Annotated in this window: 17 protein-coding genes; 2 read left to right on the top strand and 15 right to left on the bottom strand. The window is 68.0% G+C overall.

What is annotated here, in order from left to right:
• Positions 1-7: 7 nt before the first annotated feature.
• Together lexA and ACMPH2_RS02675 are read left to right on the top strand one after the other, a co-directional pair.
• Complete coding sequence (gene lexA, locus ACMPH2_RS02680; RefSeq protein WP_009279254.1) at positions 8-661, top strand: transcriptional repressor LexA; 654 nt, start codon at positions 8-10, stop codon at positions 659-661.
• Positions 658-1,458 carry a heparan-alpha-glucosaminide N-acetyltransferase gene (locus tag ACMPH2_RS02675; RefSeq protein ID WP_417118551.1) on the top strand — a complete coding sequence of 267 codons (801 nt, stop codon included), beginning with the start codon at positions 658-660 and terminating at the stop codon, positions 1,456-1,458. The genes lexA and ACMPH2_RS02675 overlap by 4 nt, the downstream gene beginning before the upstream one ends.
• Here ACMPH2_RS02675 and hflX read toward each other — a convergent pair.
• The 15 genes from hflX to ACMPH2_RS02600 form a co-directional block, all read right to left on the bottom strand.
• Entirely contained in the window at positions 1,455-2,765 is a 1,311-nt protein-coding gene (gene hflX / locus ACMPH2_RS02670) for a GTPase HflX (RefSeq protein ID WP_417118550.1), read from the bottom strand. The genes ACMPH2_RS02675 and hflX overlap by 4 nt on opposite strands.
• Positions 2,762-3,697 (bottom strand): tRNA (adenosine(37)-N6)-dimethylallyltransferase MiaA, encoded by a 936-nt coding sequence (gene miaA / locus ACMPH2_RS02665; RefSeq protein WP_072499621.1) that lies wholly within the window; start codon positions 3,695-3,697, stop codon positions 2,762-2,764. Before miaA ends, hflX begins: the two co-directional genes overlap by 4 nt.
• Positions 3,694-5,058, bottom strand: coding sequence for a tRNA (N6-isopentenyl adenosine(37)-C2)-methylthiotransferase MiaB (miaB, locus tag ACMPH2_RS02660; RefSeq protein ID WP_417118549.1), 1,365 nt, complete (start codon positions 5,056-5,058; stop codon positions 3,694-3,696). Before miaB ends, miaA begins: the two co-directional genes overlap by 4 nt.
• The gene (locus ACMPH2_RS02655) at positions 5,058-5,375 is read right to left on the bottom strand and encodes a stage V sporulation protein S (protein WP_009279259.1); all 318 of its coding nucleotides are present in this window, start codon (positions 5,373-5,375) and stop codon (positions 5,058-5,060) included. Before ACMPH2_RS02655 ends, miaB begins: the two co-directional genes overlap by 1 nt.
• Before the next feature lie 104 nt (positions 5,376-5,479).
• A complete protein-coding gene (locus ACMPH2_RS02650) occupies positions 5,480-6,559 on the bottom strand; it encodes an ATP-binding protein (RefSeq protein ID WP_314638312.1) in 1,080 nt (359 codons plus the stop codon).
• Between the two features lie 9 nt (positions 6,560-6,568).
• Complete coding sequence (rny, locus tag ACMPH2_RS02645) at positions 6,569-8,119, bottom strand: ribonuclease Y (protein WP_072499623.1); 1,551 nt, start codon at positions 8,117-8,119, stop codon at positions 6,569-6,571.
• 272 nt (positions 8,120-8,391) lie between these two features.
• Positions 8,392-8,985 carry a regulatory protein RecX gene (locus tag ACMPH2_RS02640; protein ID WP_417118548.1) on the bottom strand — a complete coding sequence of 198 codons (594 nt, stop codon included), beginning with the start codon at positions 8,983-8,985 and terminating at the stop codon, positions 8,392-8,394.
• Between the two features lie 108 nt (positions 8,986-9,093).
• Positions 9,094-10,194 carry a recombinase RecA gene (recA, locus tag ACMPH2_RS02635; RefSeq protein ID WP_417118547.1) on the bottom strand — a complete coding sequence of 367 codons (1,101 nt, stop codon included), beginning with the start codon at positions 10,192-10,194 and terminating at the stop codon, positions 9,094-9,096.
• A 205-nt stretch (positions 10,195-10,399) separates the two neighbouring features.
• Entirely contained in the window at positions 10,400-10,936 is a 537-nt protein-coding gene (locus ACMPH2_RS02630) for a CinA family protein (protein WP_009279264.1), read from the bottom strand.
• Entirely contained in the window at positions 10,929-11,537 is a 609-nt protein-coding gene (gene pgsA / locus ACMPH2_RS02625) for a CDP-diacylglycerol--glycerol-3-phosphate 3-phosphatidyltransferase (RefSeq protein WP_009279265.1), read from the bottom strand. Before pgsA ends, ACMPH2_RS02630 begins: the two co-directional genes overlap by 8 nt.
• A gap of 12 nt (positions 11,538-11,549) precedes the next feature.
• On the bottom strand, positions 11,550-12,875 hold the full coding sequence (rimO, locus tag ACMPH2_RS02620; RefSeq protein ID WP_083558178.1) for a 30S ribosomal protein S12 methylthiotransferase RimO: 1,326 nt from the start codon (positions 12,873-12,875) through the stop codon (positions 11,550-11,552).
• Positions 12,876-12,881: 6 nt separating this feature from the next.
• Positions 12,882-13,379 (bottom strand): YajQ family cyclic di-GMP-binding protein, encoded by a 498-nt coding sequence (locus tag ACMPH2_RS02615; protein WP_417118546.1) that lies wholly within the window; start codon positions 13,377-13,379, stop codon positions 12,882-12,884.
• 50 nt (positions 13,380-13,429) lie between these two features.
• Complete coding sequence (locus ACMPH2_RS02610; RefSeq protein WP_417118545.1) at positions 13,430-14,974, bottom strand: helix-turn-helix domain-containing protein; 1,545 nt, start codon at positions 14,972-14,974, stop codon at positions 13,430-13,432.
• 1 nt (position 14,975) lies between these two features.
• On the bottom strand, positions 14,976-17,702 hold the full coding sequence (locus ACMPH2_RS02605) for an FtsK/SpoIIIE family DNA translocase (protein WP_417118544.1): 2,727 nt from the start codon (positions 17,700-17,702) through the stop codon (positions 14,976-14,978).
• The gene (locus tag ACMPH2_RS02600; protein ID WP_009279270.1) at positions 17,703-19,367 is read right to left on the bottom strand and encodes a ribonuclease J; all 1,665 of its coding nucleotides are present in this window, start codon (positions 19,365-19,367) and stop codon (positions 17,703-17,705) included. It lies immediately after the preceding gene.
• Positions 19,368-19,549 lie beyond the last annotated feature (182 nt).

Here is a 19,549-nt window from a genome sequence, read left to right as displayed (position 1 = left end):
AGTGGACATGCCCAAGGACCGGCTCAGCAAGAGGCAGGCTGCCATCTACGAGTACATCTGCTCCTACACGGGCGAGCACGGCTACCCGCCCTCGGTGAGGGAGATCGGCTCCGCCGTGGGGCTTGCCTCCCCCTCTACCGTCCACATGCACCTCAAGGTCCTGCAGGAGCGGGGGCTCATCAAGAGGGACTCCAAGAAGCCCCGCACCATCGAGGTCGTCACCGAGGAGCCGACTGCGACGCATGAGGGCGTACGGCTCGCCGAGGTTCGCCAAGACCCCAGCAGCGGCATCACCTCGCTGCCCCTCGTTGGCCGCGTGGCCGCGGGCCAGCCCATCCTTGCCGAGCAGAACGTGGAAGAGACCCTCTCCCTTCCCACCAGCATCGTGGGTGACGCCAGCTCGTTCATCCTCAGGGTCCATGGCAGCTCGATGATCAACGCCGGCATCTTCGACGGCGACCTCATCGTGGTGAGGGAACAGCGTGACGCCCATGACGGAGAGATCGTCGTGGCCCTCATCGATGACTCCGCCACCGTGAAGACCTTCTACAGGGAGAAGGACCGCATCCGCCTTCAGCCCGAGAACGACAGCATGGAACCCATCTACGCGAAGAACCCCGCCATCTTGGGCAGGGTGACCGCACTGATCAGGTCTCTGTGACGCCGTCCGCCCGCTGCGAGCGGGCTTGTCCGGCAGCCGCTGGCGAGGACGGGGGCGCATCGCCTGCGCACAGGCGCATACGCGCCCTCGATGCGCTGAGGGGTCTCGCGGTCGTCTCCATGGTGCTCTTCCACCTCTGTTACGACCTGCGCTACCTGTGTGGCGTCGGGATGCCGTGGTTCGGCGGATTCTCGCAGGACCTCTGGCGTGCCAGCATCAGCTGGACCTTCCTCCTCATCGCGGGAGCCATGTGCCCGCAGTCGAGGAACAACCTCAGACGGGCCCTTCGCTACCTTGCCTGTGCCGCCCTCGTCTTCGTGGCAAGCCTCCTGGCCGGCGTGGACACACCCATAAGCTTTGGCATCATCTTCTGCATGGGCGCAAGCACGCTGGCCGCATGGCTCGTCTCGGAGCTGGGACTTCCGAGGGGCAGGCCGGCCGAGGCCCTCCTGCTCTTCCTCGCCTTCCTCCTCGCCCTGGGCATCCCCTCGGGAGGCGTGGGGCTGGGCGACCGCGTGTGGATTGCGCTGCCCAGGGCCCTCTATTCCACCCCGTGGCTCTCTTGGCTGGGCTTCCCGGGACCCACCTTCGCCTCGGGGGACTACTATCCCCTGCTCCCCTACTCCCTGCTCTTCCTTTCGGGGGCGTCTCTCGGTGGGTGGCTCGTGGCGCGAGGGTATCCCGACTGGGCCTACGATGCCACCTGCCCTCCCCTGGAGTTCGTGGGCAGGCATGCGCTGGCCGTCTACCTCCTGCACCAGCCCCTCATCCTCATCGCCCTGGGCCTCTGGGTCTAGCTTCCGGCCACGTCCGAGGCGCGCACGACATAGGGGGCCAGGGTCTCTGCCATGCGACTCGACGCCCTGACCGTTGCCATGAGGCCCCCTTGGACGTATTCCTCGCGCACGACCTGACAGCGCTCGTGGACCATCTTCATAAGAAGCCCCTTGTCGTAGGGGACGAGCGCCGTGATTGTCACATCGTCACGTGACGCTTCCTGGGCGATGCGATAGAGCAGGCCGCGCAGGCCCCAGGAGTCAAGGGCAGAGAGCAGCACCACGTCGGGATGCGAGGCAGAGAGCACGTTCCTCTCGTCCGCGTCCAGGAGGTCGCACTTGTTGTAGACGACGACGGAGGGAATCTTGTCGGACTCGATGTCGGCAAGCACGTCGTCCACGGCCGCGAGCTGCTTCCGTGCGTTGGGATCTGAGGCGTCCACGACCTTGAGCACGAGGTCGGCGGCCCTGACCTCCGCCAGGGTTGACTTGAAGGACTCGACCAGCGTGGTGGGCAGCTTCTGGATGAAGCCCACCGTGTCAGTGAGGGTGATCTTGCGTCCCTCCTCGAGCTCGAGCCTCCTCGTGGTGGGGTCGAGCGTCGCGAAGAGCTCGTCCTTCGCATAGACCTCCGAGCCTGTGAGCTGGTTGAGGAGGGTCGACTTGCCCGCGTTCGTGTAGCCCACGAGCGCGACGCGATAGATTTCGGAGTCCCATCGGGCCTTGCTCTGGACCCTACGGCGCCCTTCGAGCTCCCTGAGCTCGCGCCTCAGCCACGAGATGCGGTCGCGCACGAGACGTCGGTCGACCTCGAGCTGACTCTCTCCCTGCCCGAAGCGGCTTCCGATGCCCCCTCGCGTCTGCTCCCCCACGAGGTGGCCCCACATGCCCCTGAGTCGGGGAAGGACGTACTGGAGCTGGGCGAGCTGCACCTGCAGGCGCCCCTCGTGCGTGGTCGCATGCTGGCCGAAGATGTCGAGTATGAGGGCCGTTCGGTCGATCACCTTGGTCGGCTCGCCCAGGATCCTCTCGAGATTCGACTGTTGCGAGGGGCTGAGCTCGTCGTCGAAGATGACGACGTCTGCGCCGAGGTTCCTCACGAGGCTGACGAGCTCCTGCGCCTTGCCGCTGCCTATGAAGGTGCGGGGGACGGGCGAGTCGAGGCGTTGCGTAACGGTGCTGACGACCTCGGCCCCGTCGGTCTTGGCAAGTCTTCCCAGTTCGGCCAGGGAGTCCCCGAGGGGCCAGCCTCCCCTTCCGAGGTCGACGCCCACGAGGATGGCACGCTCCGGGACGGGTACGGTGGAGAGGGGCTCGAACCGGCTCACAGCAGCCCTTCCCCCCTCAGGGTCTCGACGACCCGACGGGCCGCCTCGCCCTCGTCCAGACGGTCATAGTCGAGCGTGCTCGCTCGTCCGTCTCGCCTGATCCAGGCGATCTGGCGCTTGGCATAGCGCCGGGTCCTCCGCTTGATGGCGTCGACCGCCTCCTCGAGCGTGCAGTGCCCCTGCAGGTGGTCGATGAGCTCCTTGTAGCCTATGGCCTGGGCCGCCGTCTTTGAGAGCGCATGTCCCGTCCCCAGGAGGCCGCGTAGCTCGTCGAGGAGCCCGTCTGCCATCATCTGCCCGACGCGCGCGTCTATGCGCGCGTACAGCCTGGCGCGGTCCATGTGGATGGCGAAGATCCTGGTGCGGTAGTGCGGCTCGCGATGCTTGAGCCCCTCGTGCTTGGTGGCATAGGACTGGCCGAGGTCCACGAGCTCGAGCGCCCTCACGACGCGCTTGAGGTTGTTGGGATGGACGAGCTCCGCGCTGGCGGGGTCAAGCCTCCTGAGCTCGTCGTGGAGCGCCTGCGGCCCGTGCTTGCGCGCGAACTCCTCCCAGCGGGTCCTGCTCTGGCTGGCCCCCCCGGCGGGAAAGTCCATCTCGTCGATGACGGCGTCGAGGTAGAGCCCCGTGCCGCCACAGAGGACGGGCGCGCAGCCCTGCGTGATAAGCCCGTCGACGCAGCGGCGCGCGTCCCTCTGGAAGAGGCTCGCGGAGTAGTCGTCCCAGGGGTCGCAGACGTCCACCATGAGGAGCGGGCAGCGCCTCTGGTCGGGCGGGGTCTTGGCGGTCCCCACGTCCATGCCGCGGTAGACCTGCATGGCGTCGACCGAGACGACGGATGACCCCAGCTGGAGCGCGACGCGCTCGGCGAGCGAGCTCTTGCCCGAGGCCGTCGGCCCCACGATGGCGATCACGGGGCCCGCGGGCGTCATCGTGCCTCGCCCACCATGGGACCGCGCAGGTACCAGGTCTTCGCCTCGTCCACGCGGACGTCGCAGAGCCTGCCCACGAGCTCGGGGGCTCGCCTTCCCTCGGGCAGGGGGAAGAGCACAGTCTGGCCCTTGGGACTCCTGCCCATCATCACGGCGTCGTTGCGCTTGGAGCTTCCCTCGACGAGCGTCTCCACGACCTGGCCTCGCTCCCTCTGGTTGGCAGCGAAGGCAAGCTCCTCGACAAGCTTGGCAAGGCGGTCGAAGCGGTCCTGTATCACCTCGCGGGGCGTGTCGTCCTCGATCTTGGCGGCAGGCGTGCCCGGGCGCCTCGAGTATATGAAGGTGAAGGCGGAGGAGAAACCCACCTCGCGCACGAGCGAGAGGGTGTCCTGGAAGTCCTCCTCGGTCTCGCCGGGGAACCCCACGATGAGGTCGGTCGAGAGGGCGATGTCCGGAATCGAGTCCCTGAGCTCGCGCACGAGATGCAGGTACCCCTCCCGGGTGTAGCTGCGATTCATGGCCTTGAGCACGCGCGTGCTGCCGCTCTGGACGGCCAGGTGGAGCTGGGGCATGACGGAGGGGACCTCTGCCATGGCGGCGATCGTCTGGGAAGAGAGGTCCTTGGGGTTGGACGAGGTGAAGCGGATCCTCTCGATGCCGGTCTTCCCCACCTCGCGCAGGAGCTCGGCGAAGCGAGGCTTCCCATAGAGGTCCCGGCCATAGGAGTTCACGTTCTGCCCCAGGAGGGTGACCTCCCTCACGCCGTCCCTCACCAGGGACGAGCATTCGGTCACGACGCGTTCGAGGACGCGGCTGCGCTCGCGACCGCGCACATAGGGCACGATGCAGTAGGTGCAGAAGTTGTTGCAGCCGGTCATGATGGGCACCCAGGAGTGGAAGCCCTGCGCGCGCTTGCTGGGAAGGTCTGTCGAGAAGCCCCTGCCCTCCTCGCCGACGTCCACCTCGACCTCCCCGGGACGTCCCAGGGCGTCACAGAGGAGCTGGGGCAGCGATGCGAGGGCGGAGGTGCCGAACACCACGTCCACGTTGGGGATCTTCCGGGCGAGCTCGGCCCCGTCACGTTGCGCGATGCAGCCTCCGACGGCGACGACGCGCCTGCCGCTGGGGGGCGCGGGGAGCCTCACGAGGTTGGAGGCCTCGCCGTAGAGGTGCGTGTCGGCCTTCTCCCTCACGGAGCAGGTCATGAAGAGGACGATGTCGGCGTCGTCAGGGGAGTCGACCTGGATGCAGCCGCAGTCGTCTAGGAGGCCCGCGACCCTCTCGGAGTCGTGCAGGTTCATCTGGCAGCCGAAGGTCCTCACATGGTAGTTGAGCCCCACGAGCTGGGGTATGCGCGCCACTAGGAGATCATCTCCTGGGGCTCGGGATTCACGTGCGTCGCCGCCTGGGGGACGAGGCGGTGGACGTACACCGCGATCCTGATCGCCGTGCGCATCTCGCCGTTGATCTCTATGTCGGCGAAGGTGGGGGCGCAGGAGATGTCGACGCCCGTGGGGATGAGGAAGCCGCGGGCGATCGCGAGCGCCTTGATCGCCTGGTTGACGGCACCGGCGCCCACAGCCTGCATGTTGACCGGAACTCCGTCCTTGACCATGCCGGCGACCGCGCCTGCGACGGAGGCCGGAGACGACTTGCTAGAGACCTTCAGAAAATCCATCGATTGACTCCTGTGGAACGGGGGTGTCACGTTTGTCCGCAAGATGCTGCATTTTGCATATGGAGAACATTCTAGGTATTTTGCAGGAGATGCGAAAGGAGGTGCTAGTCCCCCTCGTCCACCTCGAAGGTCACGGTCACCCTGCCATGCGAAACCCGAACCCTCGGCTCTGACGCCAGGCTGAGGTAGTAGCGTTGCGCCAGAGGGGCGAAGTCCCTCTCCATCGCGCGCGAGAACTCGCCCAGGTCCTCGGGGGAGATGCGCAGGCCCCTCCGGTCGCGGGCGAGGTCCACCTTACGTCCAGCCCGGGTCGCACGGCGCGACTTCCGGAAGTGGCTGGCAACGCTCCGGACGGGGGTCACCTGACCAGCGAGGATGCGATGGGCCGTCCGCTCGGACATGTCGAGGCCGAGGGACGAGGAGACCTGAAGCAGCTCCCCGGCATCGGCCGCGAGCTTGAGGCGCTCGAGCACGGGCAGGTCGTCGAGCGAGTCGATGAAGAGCAGGGCGCTTCCCTCCACGCTCAGACGCACGTTGCTCCGTGCCGTGGCCACGATCTCGGCAGGAGACCCGAGGTAGAGCTCGCAGCCACGGTCCTCCTGGGAGAACTCGCAGCAGCAGCGGATGATGTTGCGAGGCCCCCTGAAGCCGAGGGAACCACCCTCGTCCTCGACGAGGGTGGGCCAGGTGGATTGGTCGCTGCGCTCTTGGAGCGAGTCCACGTCGAAGACCGCCTGGATGCTCGAGCCCTTCTGGGGGGCCGAGTCCACGACGCGGGCGCTGAGGGCGTTCTCCCTGATGGAATAGAGCGCCATGCCACGGCCGTGCACTCCCCAGCGGTCCAGGTGGACGGAGTCGAGCTTGGAGGTGACGCGCGCGTCGAAGACGCGCTCGTGCATCTCGCGCGGTATGCCCGCCGCGTCGTCGAGCATGGTGATGGTCCGTACGGAGCCCTCGCGGGAGCTCGCCAGATAGATGTGGCGAGCACCCGCGTCCCGGGCGTTGCGGAGCATCTCTATGACGGCGTCCTCGACCCAGCGAATGTCGTGCTTGGCCTGGCGCCGCTCCGCCTCGGCGACGCGAAGGCGGACGTAGCCCCCACCCAGGCTCTCCTCGACCTTGAGCGAGCGGTCGCCCCCATGGGAGGCGACGAAGCGCGCGAGGTCGGAGGGGTCCTGGGCCATGCTGCGTTCCTACTTGGCCACGCCGACGGCGCGGGACTCGCGGATGACGACGACGCGGACCTGGCCGGGGTACTGCATCTCGTCCTCGATCTGCTGGGCGATGTCGTGGGCAAGCACCGTGGCCTCGGCGTCAGAGATCTTCTCGGGCTCGACCATGACGTGGAGCTCGCGGCCTGCCTGCATCGCGTAGGTCCTCTCGACGCCATCGTGGGCGTTCGAGATCTCCTCGAGCTTCTCGAGGCGCTTGATGTAGGTCTCAGCGGACTCCCGGCGCGCACCGGGGCGGGCTGCGGAGATGGCGTCTGCCGCCTGGACGAGCACGTCCAGGACCGAGCTGGGCTCGACGTCCGCATGGTGCGCCTCGACGGCGTGGACGATCTCGGGCCTCTCGCCGTAGCGACGGCAGAGGTCGGCGCCTATCACGGCGTGCGGGCCCTCGACCTCGTGGTCGATGGCCTTGCCGAGGTCATGCAGGAGGCCCGCCCGCTTCGCGGGTGCCTCGGGGATGCCGAGCTCCGAGGCCATGATCCCGCAGAGGGCGGCGACCTGGACGGAGTGCGAGAGGACGTTCTGGCCGAAGGAGGTGCGGTAGCGGAGCGCCCCAAGGGTCTTCACTAGCTCGGGGTGCAGGTCATGGATGCCACAGTCGAAGGCGGCCTGCTCGCCGGCCTCCTGGACGCGCTCGGAGACGAGGGACTCCGCCTTCTTGTACATCTCCTCGATGCGAGCGGGGTGGATGCGTCCGTCCGCGATGAGGTTCTCGAGGGCGACGCGGGCGGTCTCGCGACGGACGGGGTCGAAGCTCGAGAGGATGACCGTCTCGGGCGTGTCGTCGATCACGAGCGAGACGCCCGAGACCTGCTCGAAGGTGCGGATGTTGCGCCCCTCGCGGCCGATGATGCGACCCTTGAGGTCGTCCGAGGGGATGTGGACGGAGGTGACGGTGATCTCTCCGGCCTGGTCCGCCGCGCAGCGCTGGATGGCGGTGGTCACGATCTCGCGGGCGGTCTTGTCGGCCTGGGCGCGCACGCGCTGCTCAGACTCCCTCAGAATCTGCGCCTCCTCGCGCACGGACTCGGCGCGCACGCGGTCGAGCAGCTCCTTGTGGGCGTCCTCGCGCGTGAGGTCGGCGATGCGCTCGAGCTCGGCGGACTGGCGCGCGACGAGGCCGTCGACCTCGACCTTGCGCTTGTCGAGCTGCCCCTGAAGGCTCGAGAGCTGGTGCTCCTTGCGGTCGAGCGAGTCGTTGCGCCTGTCAAGCGACTCCTCGCGCTGCATGATGCGGCCCTCGAGGGCCTGGAGCTCGGCCTTGCGGGCCTTCTCCTCCGCCTCCGAACGCTGCTTGAGCTGGAGTATCTCCTCGCGAGCCTCGATGAGCGCGGACTTCTTGGCGGAATCCGCCTCGCGTCGGGCGTCGTCGTTGATGCGCCGCGCCTCGGCCTCCGCGTCGCTCACCGCCGACTTGGCGGCGATCACCTTGGCGTTGCTCTGGCTGTTCGCGTAGAACCACGCGGCGGCGGCTCCCAGCAAGAGACAGATTGCCCCGATTGCAATAGTCATGGTTGCTCCTCTGATGGTCGTGCGTTTGCGTAGGGTTCAGGAGACCCCCACGTTAGGGGGAACCCGCCATCCAAGGGGCAACCCGTCCACTGGTATGCAAAAGATCGGATAGAGAAGGTCATATAAGACGTCTGTCGTGCATCCGACGGACGAGAGGCAACTCAAATGGCACGATAAATCATAAGTTTAGGCGGCCCATGCGTCAAACAGACGTACGGTGAGCGTCGCCCGTGACGGGCCCCAGCCGGACAAGGAGTCCGAGTGATGGGACCTCAGGACCCTCCGTCGTCCTCGTCCAAGACCCTTCTCGCGGCGCTCGACGCGACCGCACCGGAGAAGCCGCGGCCCATGAGGAAGCGCACGCACTGGGCGTAGGGGTCCCTCCCCCTGAAGGAGCGACGGAGCGCGACCTCGAAGGCACGCTCGCCCTCGTCCTCGGGGTCAAGGTAGTCGTAGGGCCAGCCGGGAAGCTCGCCCACCTCGATGCCGCGACGGGCGAGCTCGAGCTCGATGCGGCACCTTCCCCAGCCGGCGGACAGCTTGGACCTCACGAAGACGTCTGCGTAGCGACGGTCGTCTATGAGCTTCGCCTCGACATAGCGTGCCACGAGCTCGGAGCACAGGCGACCGGGGTAGCCATCGTCCCTGAGCTTGCGCTCCATCTCTTGCGAGGAGTAGTCCCTGCGGTCGAGCAGGGACTCCACGCGCCTGCGCGCACAGTTTCCCTCGACCTCGGAGAGGACGTAGACGAGCTCGGCCCTCGAGGAGGGGGGCTCGCTGCGGTCTGCGAGCGAGCGTTCGAGCGCCTTGGCCACCGCGACGGGTAGGGAGAGGGTCTCCTCTCCCCTCTCCGAGCGGATTGCCAATGTGGCACGGGGCCTCCTCGCCCCGAGCACCGCGGCCTGGCGCTCGGGGAGAATCAGCTTCCAGCTGACGCCCGCCCCCCGTAATTCGACAGAAGGCATGCCAGGAGGCTAGGAGAGCTCGCCCTGCGAGGACGTGTCGAGCGAGACGGGCTCGCCCACGCGCTCGTCGCCCAGCTCGAGGCCGCAGGCCATGCGCACCTTGTGGTCGATCTCTTCCATGAGGTCGGGATTGGCGGCGAGGAAGTCCTTCGCGGCCTCCCTGCCCTGCCCGAGCCTCTCCACGCCATAGGTGTACCAGGCGCCGGACTTCTCGACCACCTCGTAGTCCACCGCCATGTCGAGGAGCGAGCCCTCCTTGGAGATGCCGGTGCCGTACATGATGTCGAACTCAGCCTGCTTGAAGGGTGGTGCGACCTTGTTCTTGACGATCTTGACGCGGACGCGGTTGCCCACGTTCTCGCCGTTGCGCTTGATGGAGTCGATCCTGCGGATGTCCATGCGCACGGACGAGAAGAACTTGAGCGCCCGTCCGCCGGGCGTGGTCTCGGGGCTGCCGAACATGACGCCGATCTTATCGCGCAGCTGGTTGATGAAGATGCAGGTGGTCTTCGACTTTGAGAGCGAGCCGGCGAGCTTGCGCAGCGCCTGGCTCATGAGGCGGGCCTGGAGGCCTACCGTGGTGTCGCCTATCTCCCCCTCTATCTCGGCCCTGGGCACGAGGGCGGCGACGGAGTCGACGACCACCACGTCTATGGCCCCGGAGCGCACGAGCATGTCACAGATCTCGAGCGCCTGCTCGCCCGTGTCGGGCTGCGAGATGAGGACCTCGTCGATGTCGACGCCGATACGGGCGGCGTATCCTGGGTCGAGCGCGTGCTCCGCGTCGATGAACGCGACCACTCCGCCCAGGGCCTGCGCCTCGGCGAGGATCTCGAGCGAGAGGGTCGTCTTGCCCGACGACTCGGGGCCATAGATCTCTATGATCCTCCCCCTGGGCACGCCGCCGATTCCGAGCGCGGCGTCCAGGGCGAGCGACCCTGTGGGAATCGCCTCGATCTCCAGGTCAGGACCCCCGTCGCCGAAGCGCATGATGGCGCCCTTGCCGAACTTCTTCTCTATCTCTGACGTGGTGGCGTCGAGGACCTTGTCCCTCTCCTCGCCATAGGTCTTCTGGTGCACCTCGCGCGTGACGCTCTTGCTCTTTGCCATGGGCTCTCCTCGCTCGTCTTCGTAGCGAATGGTATACGAACATGCGTTCTGGGTCAACGGACAAGGACAGCATACGACCGAAGGCTCGCGGGAGGCTCGCTGGCAGCTTGCCGCAGTCTGGCGCCAGCTGCAGGCCAGCCGCGCCCACCCCTCGCGAGCTGCGAAAGGGAGGTCCAGCGAGACGAGGCTGCCAACAGGGGCCGGCCTATGCCGAGGCGGGCGTCACAAGGGCTTCACGTAGGAGGGAGAGCGCGACGTGGACGGCCTTGGCCCGCACCTCCTCGCGACCCCCCTCGAAGCGGCAGAGGCGGGAGGCGCTCGCGCCGTGGGCGGAGGAGACGCCAAACCAGACGGTGCCGACGGGCTTGCCGGGCTCCGCGCCTCCGGGTCCGGCGATTCCCGTGACGGAGACGCAGACGTCTGCGCCCAGCACGCGCCTGGCGCCTTCCGCCATCATCCGGGCGCACTCGGAGGAGACGGCACCCAGGGATGGCTCGTCGAGCACCTCCGGAGAGACGCCCAGGACCCTGCGCTTGACCTCGATGGCGTAGCTCACGACGGCGCCCCGCACGACGGCGGAGGAGCCGGCGACGGAGGTCAGGGCCGCGGACACGAGCCCTCCCGTGCAGGACTCCGCCGTGCCGACGCTCAGCCCCGCCCCGACCGCCGCGGCGACGACCGCCGCGGCCTCGCGTCCCAGCTCCTCCCTGGTGGGAAGGGGGACATCCGACGCCCTAGTCATCGGCGTCCTCCGTGATGTACTTCCACGACTTGGCGAAGTAGTCGACGCCCGACCAGGCGGTGAGGACGACCGCGACCCAAAGCAGGGCGAACGAGACCGCGGACACGACGAAGGCGACGCCCGAGATGGGGATGGCCCTCAGCAGGAGGAGCCCGGAGATCGAGACCATGGTGGTGGCGGTCTTCCACTTGCCGAGGCTGCTCGCGGCGATCACCACGCCCTTGGAGGCGACGACCATGCGCAGCCCCGACACGAGGAACTCGCGGGCGACGACGACCAGGAGCACCCAGGGGCTCACCATCTGCGCCTCGAGGAGGTAGCAGAGCGAGACGACCACGACGAGCTTGTCCGCGATGGGGTCGAGGAACTTGCCGAAGGTCGTCACCTCCCCCCTGCTACGGGCGAGGTGCCCGTCGAGCTTGTCGGTGAGCGAGAGGAGGATGTAGAAGACGGCGACCACGAGGGCCCCCTCGTAGTGGTTGGGGGCCGCCCCCCAGTCCCGCGAGAGTTCGGCCACGAGGAGCCAGACGGGGACGAGGACGACGCGGGCGCAGGTGACGACGTTCGCGGGCGTCCAGATGGACTTCTTGCCCTTGGACATTGGGTGCCTCCCCTACTCTACGATGCTGCCGACGAGCTCGTAGCAGAACGAGTCCTCGAGGCGAACGCGCACGACGTCTCCCACCGCTGCCTCGCCGCAAGGGATGTGCACCGCCCCGTCGCAGTCGGGGGCCTGGAACCAGGCGTGGCCGACGAGCTCGGGGCCATCCTCGCCCTCCTCGACGCCGTCGACGATGACGTCGCAGGTCTCTCCGACGTGACGTGCGGTGGCGGCGAAGCCCAGCTGTTCGGCCACGTCGAGCAGCCGCTGCGCGCGCTCCAGCTTCACGCCCTCGTCCACCTGGTCGGGAAGACTCGCGCCGAGCGTCCCCTCCTCACGGGAGTAGGGGAAGACCGAGGTGTAGTCGAACTCGAGCTCCTGGACGAAGTCGAGGAGCTCGTCGGACTCCTCCTCGGTCTCGCCGGGAAAGCCCACGAGCCCCGTCGTCCTGAGGACCATGCCGGGGATCTGCTCCCTGAGCCGGGCGAAGAGCTCGCGGAGCTCCGGCGCCGACCCGCTCCTCCTCATGCTTGCGAGGACGCGCCCGTTGCAGTGTTGGATGGGGATGTCTATGTAGGGCAGGACCTCGTCCACGTCGCGGATGGTGGCGACGAGCTCGTCGGTCATGCCCTCGGGCTGGAGGTAGAGAACCCTCACCCAGCCGCCATAGGGCCGCACGACCCCCGCGACCGACCTCAGGAGCGAGGCGAGGGTGAGTCCCTCGCCCAGGTCGCTCCCCCAGATGCCGGTGTCCTGCCCGATGAGCACGACCTCTCGCACGCCGCCCTCCATGAGGCCCCTGACCTCGTCCAGGATCTCTTCCTCCGGACGGGAGAAGTAGCGTCCGCGGATGTAGGGGATGGCGCAGAAGGCGCAGAAGCGGTCGCAGCCGTCAGAGATCTTGACGTAGGCGCTCGCGCCCTCGACGGTGCGCAGGACGCGCCCCACGCCCAACGCGACCTCCCCCTGGGGGGCCTCCTTGCCCAGGACGGACCTCACGACGTCGACGATGTCATCCTCCTCGTCGGCGCGCACGAAGGCGGCGACCTCGGGGAGCTCGGAGGGCAGGCTGTCGCCATAGCGGGAGGGGACGCAGCCGCACATGACGATGGGGAGCTCCCCCACGCCCCCGCGCGAGCGCTCCGCGAGGTCGAGCGTGGCGTCGATCGACTCGGAGGTCGCCGAGGCGAGGAAGGAGCAGGTGTTGATGATGGCCACATCGGCATCGTCGACGCCCTCGGCCTCGCCGAAGCCGGCGGTCCCGAGGAGCGCCCTCATGCGATCGGTGTCGACCTCGTTCTTCGCGCAGCCAAGGGTGACGTACAGGCAGTTGCTCATGGTTTCCTATCTGTAGTTCGTGAACTGGAGGGGTTGGCCGTAGTCGCCGTCGCGCAGGTGGGAGATGACCTCCTGGAGCGCGTCGCGGGAGGCGGAGCTGACCCTCAGCTTGTCGCCCTCGACCGTGGGCTTGCACTTGAGCTTGAGGTCGCGGATGTCCTTGGCGATGCGCTTGGCGGTGTCCTGGTCGATGCCTTGGACGAGGTGCCCGCGCTGCCGCACGGAGGAGCCGGCCGCCGGCTCGGGCTTGTCCCAGCGCAGGGCCGCGAGGTCGATCTGGCGCCTGGCAAGCTTCGAGCCCATGACGTCGATGACCTGGGAGGCCACGAACTCGGACGGGGCCGAGATGGTGAAGACCCCCTCCTTCTTGGAGAACTCGATCGTGGCGCCGGTCTGCCTGAGGTCGTAGCGCTGCGTCAGCTCGCGCGCGGCCTGCTGGTACGCGTTGTCCGCCTCCTGGAGGTCGACGGTCGAGACGATGTCGAAGCTAGCTTCCTTGGCCATGCTTCCTCCCCTTCCTGGTGGTTGAATGCGATGGGTCCCTGGGGCAGCGCCTACTCGACGGTGGAGCCGGAGGACTCGTCACCGCTGGTGGACGCGGTCCCACCCTCGCCTGGCGCGTCCGAGGCCGACGCGTCGGAGGAGGACGTGTCGGCCTTGCCCTTCGCCGTCGACTCCGCGGGATTGGCCGAAGGCTTCGTGCCCTGGATCGTGATGGAGCCTATGCCGGACGACTTCGAGCTGAAGGACTGCTGGGTCCCGTTCTTGGTCACGGTCGCCGCAGTGGTGTCGCTCACCTGCACGGTGATCGACTCCGTCACGACGAAGCTCTTCTCCCAGGGTCCCGTGACCTGCTCGGCGATGACGCTCGTGCCGTCGCTCTCTATCTCGAGCCAGGTGGTCGCCCCGTCGGCGACCTTGACGTCCACCTTGGTCTCGGTCTCGGCCTCCTTGGCCTCCTTCTGGGCCTTGGCGTCCTCGGCGGCCTTCGCCGCCTCGTCCGCAGCCTGGCTGCTCTGGCCCTGCGTGCCGGACGTCGTCGCAGTGGTTTCGGACGACGAGTCGGTGGGCGTCGTGCTCGTCGTGGTGACGGCGACGGAACGGGCGTCGGAGGAGGACGGGGCGCGCACGCAGGACTTGACCGACCCGATGATGATCAGGGTGAGGAGCAGCGCACCCGCGATGACCACGGTTGCCATGGTCCGCCGGGCGTCCGAGAAGTACGCCTCGACGACCCCCGCGACTCCCGAGCGCCGTGGGGCGGCGCCCCTCCCCCGCTCCCTCAGGCTCTCCCTTCCCTCGCCTCCGCGGCGCCTCACGTTGGGGCGCTCCGCGCGCGCGATGTTGCGGGAGGAGCGACGCCCCGTGCGCGTGGAGGCGGCCTCATAGGGTCGGGCGTCCCCGTAGCGCAGGTCGTCGGTGTAGGCGTCCGCGTCGACGAGGCGGGTGGTCACCCTGTCGGCGTTGCCCCGGGGCACCACGACCTCCTCGCGGTAGCTTCCGGGGATGGCGCGGCCCTGCTCGGGGCGTCGGCTGCGGTGCGTCCGTGCCCTGGAGCCGGGGCGGCTGCTGACGTCACGTCCCGTGTAACGCCTCGTGGGCGCGACAGGCAGGTCCCCGCCGACGTCACCGCCCTGGTGGTAGCGCGAGGGACTCTGCCGTTGGTTGACGAGCGGGCTCGACTGCTGGCGCGAACGGACGGGGGAGGTGGTCGCGAAGCCCGTGACGTCGCCCGCGAACCCTCCCGAGGTGGGCAGGAGCCCGCGCGAGCCCTGGTAGGGCCTCCTGGGGCTGGAGCTCCCGGGCACCTCGTAGCTGGCCTCCTCGCCCCCGTGCCTACCGTCACGCCCACGCTCGTAGTCGAAGAGGTCGGAGGAGAACTGCCTCACCACGCTGCGGGGGGACAGGCCCAGGTAGCGCGCGTAGGACGAGAGCATGCCCTGGGCGTAGCCGCTCTTCGGCATACGGCCGAAGTCGCCGTTCTCGAAGGCGATGAGCACGTCCTCGCGCAGGCGGAGCACGCGCGAGGCCTGGGCCACGGAGAGCCCCAACTGCCGCCTTCTGTTGACCAGCATCTCGCTGAAGCGAGGACGCGGCATGCTACACCTCCCGGTACTTCTCCTCCTGGACCCTCAGGTCCTCCAGGCCTTCCTTGTCGAGCAGGACCTCGCGTGGCTTCGAGCCGTCCGGAGGTCCGACCACGCCCTTGCTCTCGAGCATGTCCATGATGCGGCCGGCCCTAGCGTATCCCACCTTCAGACGGCGCTGCAGGCCCGAGGTGGAACCAAGCCTAGAGTCCACAACTATCTGGGCGGCCTCCCAGACCAGGGGATCGTCTCCCTCCTCGCCGTCGGAAAGGGGCGAGCCGGAGGGCTGGCCGGGGACGACCTGCGAGAGGATCTCCTCGTGGTAGTCGGGCTCGCCCTGGCTGCGGATGAAGTCCACGACCTCGTTTATCTCTTGGTCGGAGGTGTAGCAGCCGAGGACGCGCTTGGGAGAGAGGCCCCGGTCCTTGAAGAGCATGTCGCCGTTGCCCAGGAGCTTGTCGGCGCCGGTCTCGTCCAGGATGACGCGGGAGTCGATGCCCGACGAGACCTTGAGGGCGACGCGGGAGTCGATGTTCGACTTTATGAGGCCCGTGACGACGTTGGCCGAGGGGCGCTGCGTGGCGATGACCAGGTGAATCCCCGCCGCGCGGGCGAGCTGGGCGATGCGCACGATGGAGGCCTCGACGTCCTTGCCCGCGACCATCATGAGGTCCGAGAGCTCGTCGATGACCACGACGATGTAGGGCAGCGGATCGGGGGGGTTGTCCATCTCCGACAGCTTGCCCGAGACGCACATCTTGTTGTAGGCGCGGATCTCTCGTGCCCCGGCACGCTCGAAGACCTTGAGGCGCCGCTCCATCTCGGACACCGCCCACTGCAGGGCGCTCGCCGCCTGCCTGGGCTCGGTCACGACCGGGACGTAGAGGTGGGGAAGGCCGTTGTATCCCGCGAACTCGACGCGCTTGGGGTCGATCATGATGAGCCGCACCTGCTTGGGAGTTGTGCGCATGAGCAGGGACATGATCATGGAGTTGATGAGGACGGACTTGCCCGACCCCGTGGTGCCGGCGACGAGCATGTGCGGCATCTTGGCGATGTTGGTGACGACGGGCTTGCCCGCCGAGTCGCGGCCGATGGCCACCTCGAGGGGGCCGCCCTTGGCGTAGGGCAGCACGTCTCCCAGGTGCACGTTCTCGCGCTCCTTGTTGGGGATCTCTATGCCCACGTAGGAGGTGCCGGGGATGGGCGCGAAGATGCGGACCTTCTCGGCGGCGAGCGTGAGGGCTATGTCGTCTTCGAGGTTGCGGATCTTGTTGACGCGCTCGCCCTCGCCCATCTCGACCCGGAAGGTCGTGACAAGGGGTCCGGACACGTAGTCGACGACCTGGCTCCTGAGGCCGAACTCCTGGAGCGTCGCCTGCAGGCGGTCCTTGGTCTCGGACAGCTCGGCGATGGAGGCGGCGCTGGTCGCGCTGTTGGGGTTCGAGCTCAGCATCGAGAGCGGGGGCAGCTGGTAGCCCTCCTCGCCCTCTCCCGGCCTCTTGCCCGCCGGCGCGGGGGCGGCAGGCCGGGGCCTCGGTGCCGGCGACGTCGCGGCGTGCGCAGGGACCGCCCTCTCCGCGTGCGAGACGGGCGCGTTCCGCGCGGTGAGGGAGGGCTTCTTGGGCGTGGGCCTGGCGTCCTCGGAGCGCCGCGTGCCGCGTCGCCTGCCGGCGAGCCGCTGCGTGGGGGCGACCGCCTGCAGGAAGTCTGGCACCGCGACCTCCTCGTCGGCCCCCTCGACGTCAAGGTCCGCATGCGAGGCCGCGGGGGCGGAGGGGGTCCGCTCCGTCTCCATCTCGAGCCCCTCGATGGGAGGGGTGGTTGCGACCTCTCCCGCGGGGCGCGCCACGTCCAGGTCGATGTTGGGATGGCGAAGCCTCCTGAGGAGCGTCGTCTTGGGCTCGGCAGAGGTCCCGCCATCCGCGCCGTCAGACGAATCCGTCCCGTCGGCACGGGTGCGGCCGCCCCGCGTGAGCACGCTCGTCTTGCGGGCGCCCAGGAAGGTGGTGGCACCCTCTGCGGGTGCCTCGGGCGCGAGGGGATCGGCGTAGTCGTGGTAGGGATCCTCTCCCCCACCTATGGGCGAGCGCCCTGCCTGCCGGCGTCGCACGCGCTCCCGCAGGCCCTCGCGGGCGGATTGGCTGGCCTCGCGCAGTCGGGACACCGCCCCGGACACGGAGAAGCCGCACACGATGGCGCCCGTCAACGCCACGCCGACGAGCACGACGTTGCCCACGGTCCTGCCCATGAGGCTGAGCAGCGCCCAGGCTATGGCGGCGCCCACGTAGCCGCCGCGCGTCAGGACCGCCTCCTTGTCGAAGACCAACAAGGGGTCGGCCTCGGTCGCCGCGGCCATGTTGACGGAGAGGAGCCCCAGCACCGCAAGCACCACGAGCAGCAGGCCCAGGGCGACGCGGCTGCCCATGGGCCCCTCGCCGTCCACGAAGAAGGTGAGCGAGAATATCGCGAGCGCCAGGGGCAGCAGGAAGGCACCCACGCCGAAGAGGAGCGAGAGGGTCTCGCCGCAGGCGCGGGTGACGGGAGCGGACGACGGGAGCAGGACCGCGATGCCCAGCGCGATGGCCATCACGAGCAGGGCCACGCCCAGGATATCGCTTCCCACGCTCCCCTTTGCAGGCAGCAGGCGCTGGGGGGAGGAGGCCCTTCCCCCAGCCCGTCTGCCACCGTTCTTCTTGCGCCTACCCTTCTGTGCGTTTGAGCTGCGGTTCGAGGGCATCTAAACCTCCATCACGACCGGGATGACCATCGGTCGCGTGTGCGTCTTCGTCCAGAGGAAGCCCGAGAGGCTGTTGCGCAGGGCCTTGCGGAGCTGCTCGAGGCTGGTCGCGTCCTTCTTGACGCTGGTCTCCATCTGGGACCTGACGCTGTCCTGCGCCTCCTCGATGAGGGCCTCGTCGCCCGAGAAGGCGACTCCCCTGCAGGCGACCTCGATGTCGCGGACCTTGCCGCCCCTGCGCTCGAACGTGACGACGCAGGTGACGAGCCCGTCGGTCGAGAGCTTCTGGCGGTCGCGGAAGACGACGGGGTCGGCGTCCGTGACGGAGAGGCCATCGACGTAGACGATGCCGGACTCGACGGGGTCGCCCCAGGTGACCTTGCCGTTGCGCACCTCGAGCGAGTCTCCGTTGTCGGCTATGAAGATGTGGTCGGCGGGGATGCCCATCTGGGCCGCGAGCTTGGCGTGGGCACGCAGGTGGACGGCCTCGCCGTGGACGGGCGCGAAGTAGCGCGGCTTCGCCATGGCCAGCATGAGCTTGAGCTCCTCCTGGCTGCCGTGTCCCGAGACGTGCACGAGCGTGTTGGAGCGGTCGAAGACGGTGCAGCCGATCTTTGAGAGCGAGTTGATGATCCCCGCGACGCTCTTCTCGTTGCCGGGCACGGGGGTAGCCGAGATGATCACCGTGTCCTCGGAGGTGATGGTGATCGACTTGTGGTCTCCCGTGGCCATGCGGCCGAGCGCGCTCATGGGCTCGCCCTGGCTGCCCGTGCACATGACGACGATCTTCTCGTCGGGGAGGTCTGCCAGGTCGTAGGCGTCGATGATGTCGTCGTCGGAGATCTTGAGGTAGCCCAGCTCGCGCGCGACGCGCGTGTTGGTGACCATGGAGCGTCCCGTGACGACCACCTTGCGCCCCACGGCCACGGCCGCGTCGCAGACCTGCTGGATGCGGTGGATTTGGCTCGAGAAGGAGGCCACGATGACCCTGCCGGGCGCGTTCTTGATGATGTGGCGGAGCTGGGGGCCGACGGCGGACTCGGAGGGCGTGAAGCCCGGACGGGTCGCGTTGGTGGAGTCGGAGAGGAGGAGGTCGACCCCCAGCGTGGCGAAGCGGTTGATGGCCTGGTAGTTTGGCCTCACGCCGTCGATGGGGGTCTGGTCGAGCTTGAAGTCGCCGGTGTGCATGACGGAGCCCGCCGGGGTACGCATGTAGACGCCCATGGCGCCGGGGATCGAGTGCGTCATCGCGAAGAAGTCGATGCTGAAGGCGCCGAGGTTTAGATGGGCGCCGTTGGTCACCTCGCGGAACTTGGGCGAGTTGATGCGGTGCTCGGCCAGCTTGCCCTCGATGAAGCCCAGGGTGAGCTTGCTCGAGTAGATGGGCACCTTGCGGCCCAGGTCCATGAGGAGGTAGGGCAGGGCCCCGGTGTGGTCCTCGTGGCCGTGGGTGATGATGATGCCGCGGAGCTTGTCCTCGTTTTCGAGCACGTACGAGTAGTCGGGAAGGACGAGGTCGACCCCGGGTTGCTCATCATCGGGGAACATGAGGCCCGCGTCCACGAGCACGAGGTCGTTCTCGTACTCGAAGGCGGTCATGTTCTTGCCGATGCCGTCCAGACCCCCGAGGGGGATGATCCTCAGGGGACTCTGCTTCTTTGCCATGTGCGTTGGGTTCCTTTCGTGGTGCGGTGGCATTTCATGTATGTGAGACCCGCCTCTGCGGGAAACGTTCCAGACATTCCTCTACCCATTGTAGCTGCCGCCAGTCACCCTTGTCCCTGTGGAGGGCAAAGCGGACGCATCCCACATCTGGGGTCACGGCACAGAAAAGGGACCCGCCGGCC

Source organism: Olsenella phocaeensis (genome assembly GCF_048189965.1).
GTDB lineage: Bacteria > Actinomycetota > Coriobacteriia > Coriobacteriales > Atopobiaceae > Olsenella_I > Olsenella_I phocaeensis.
This window is presented reverse-complemented; position numbering and strand designations above follow the sequence as displayed.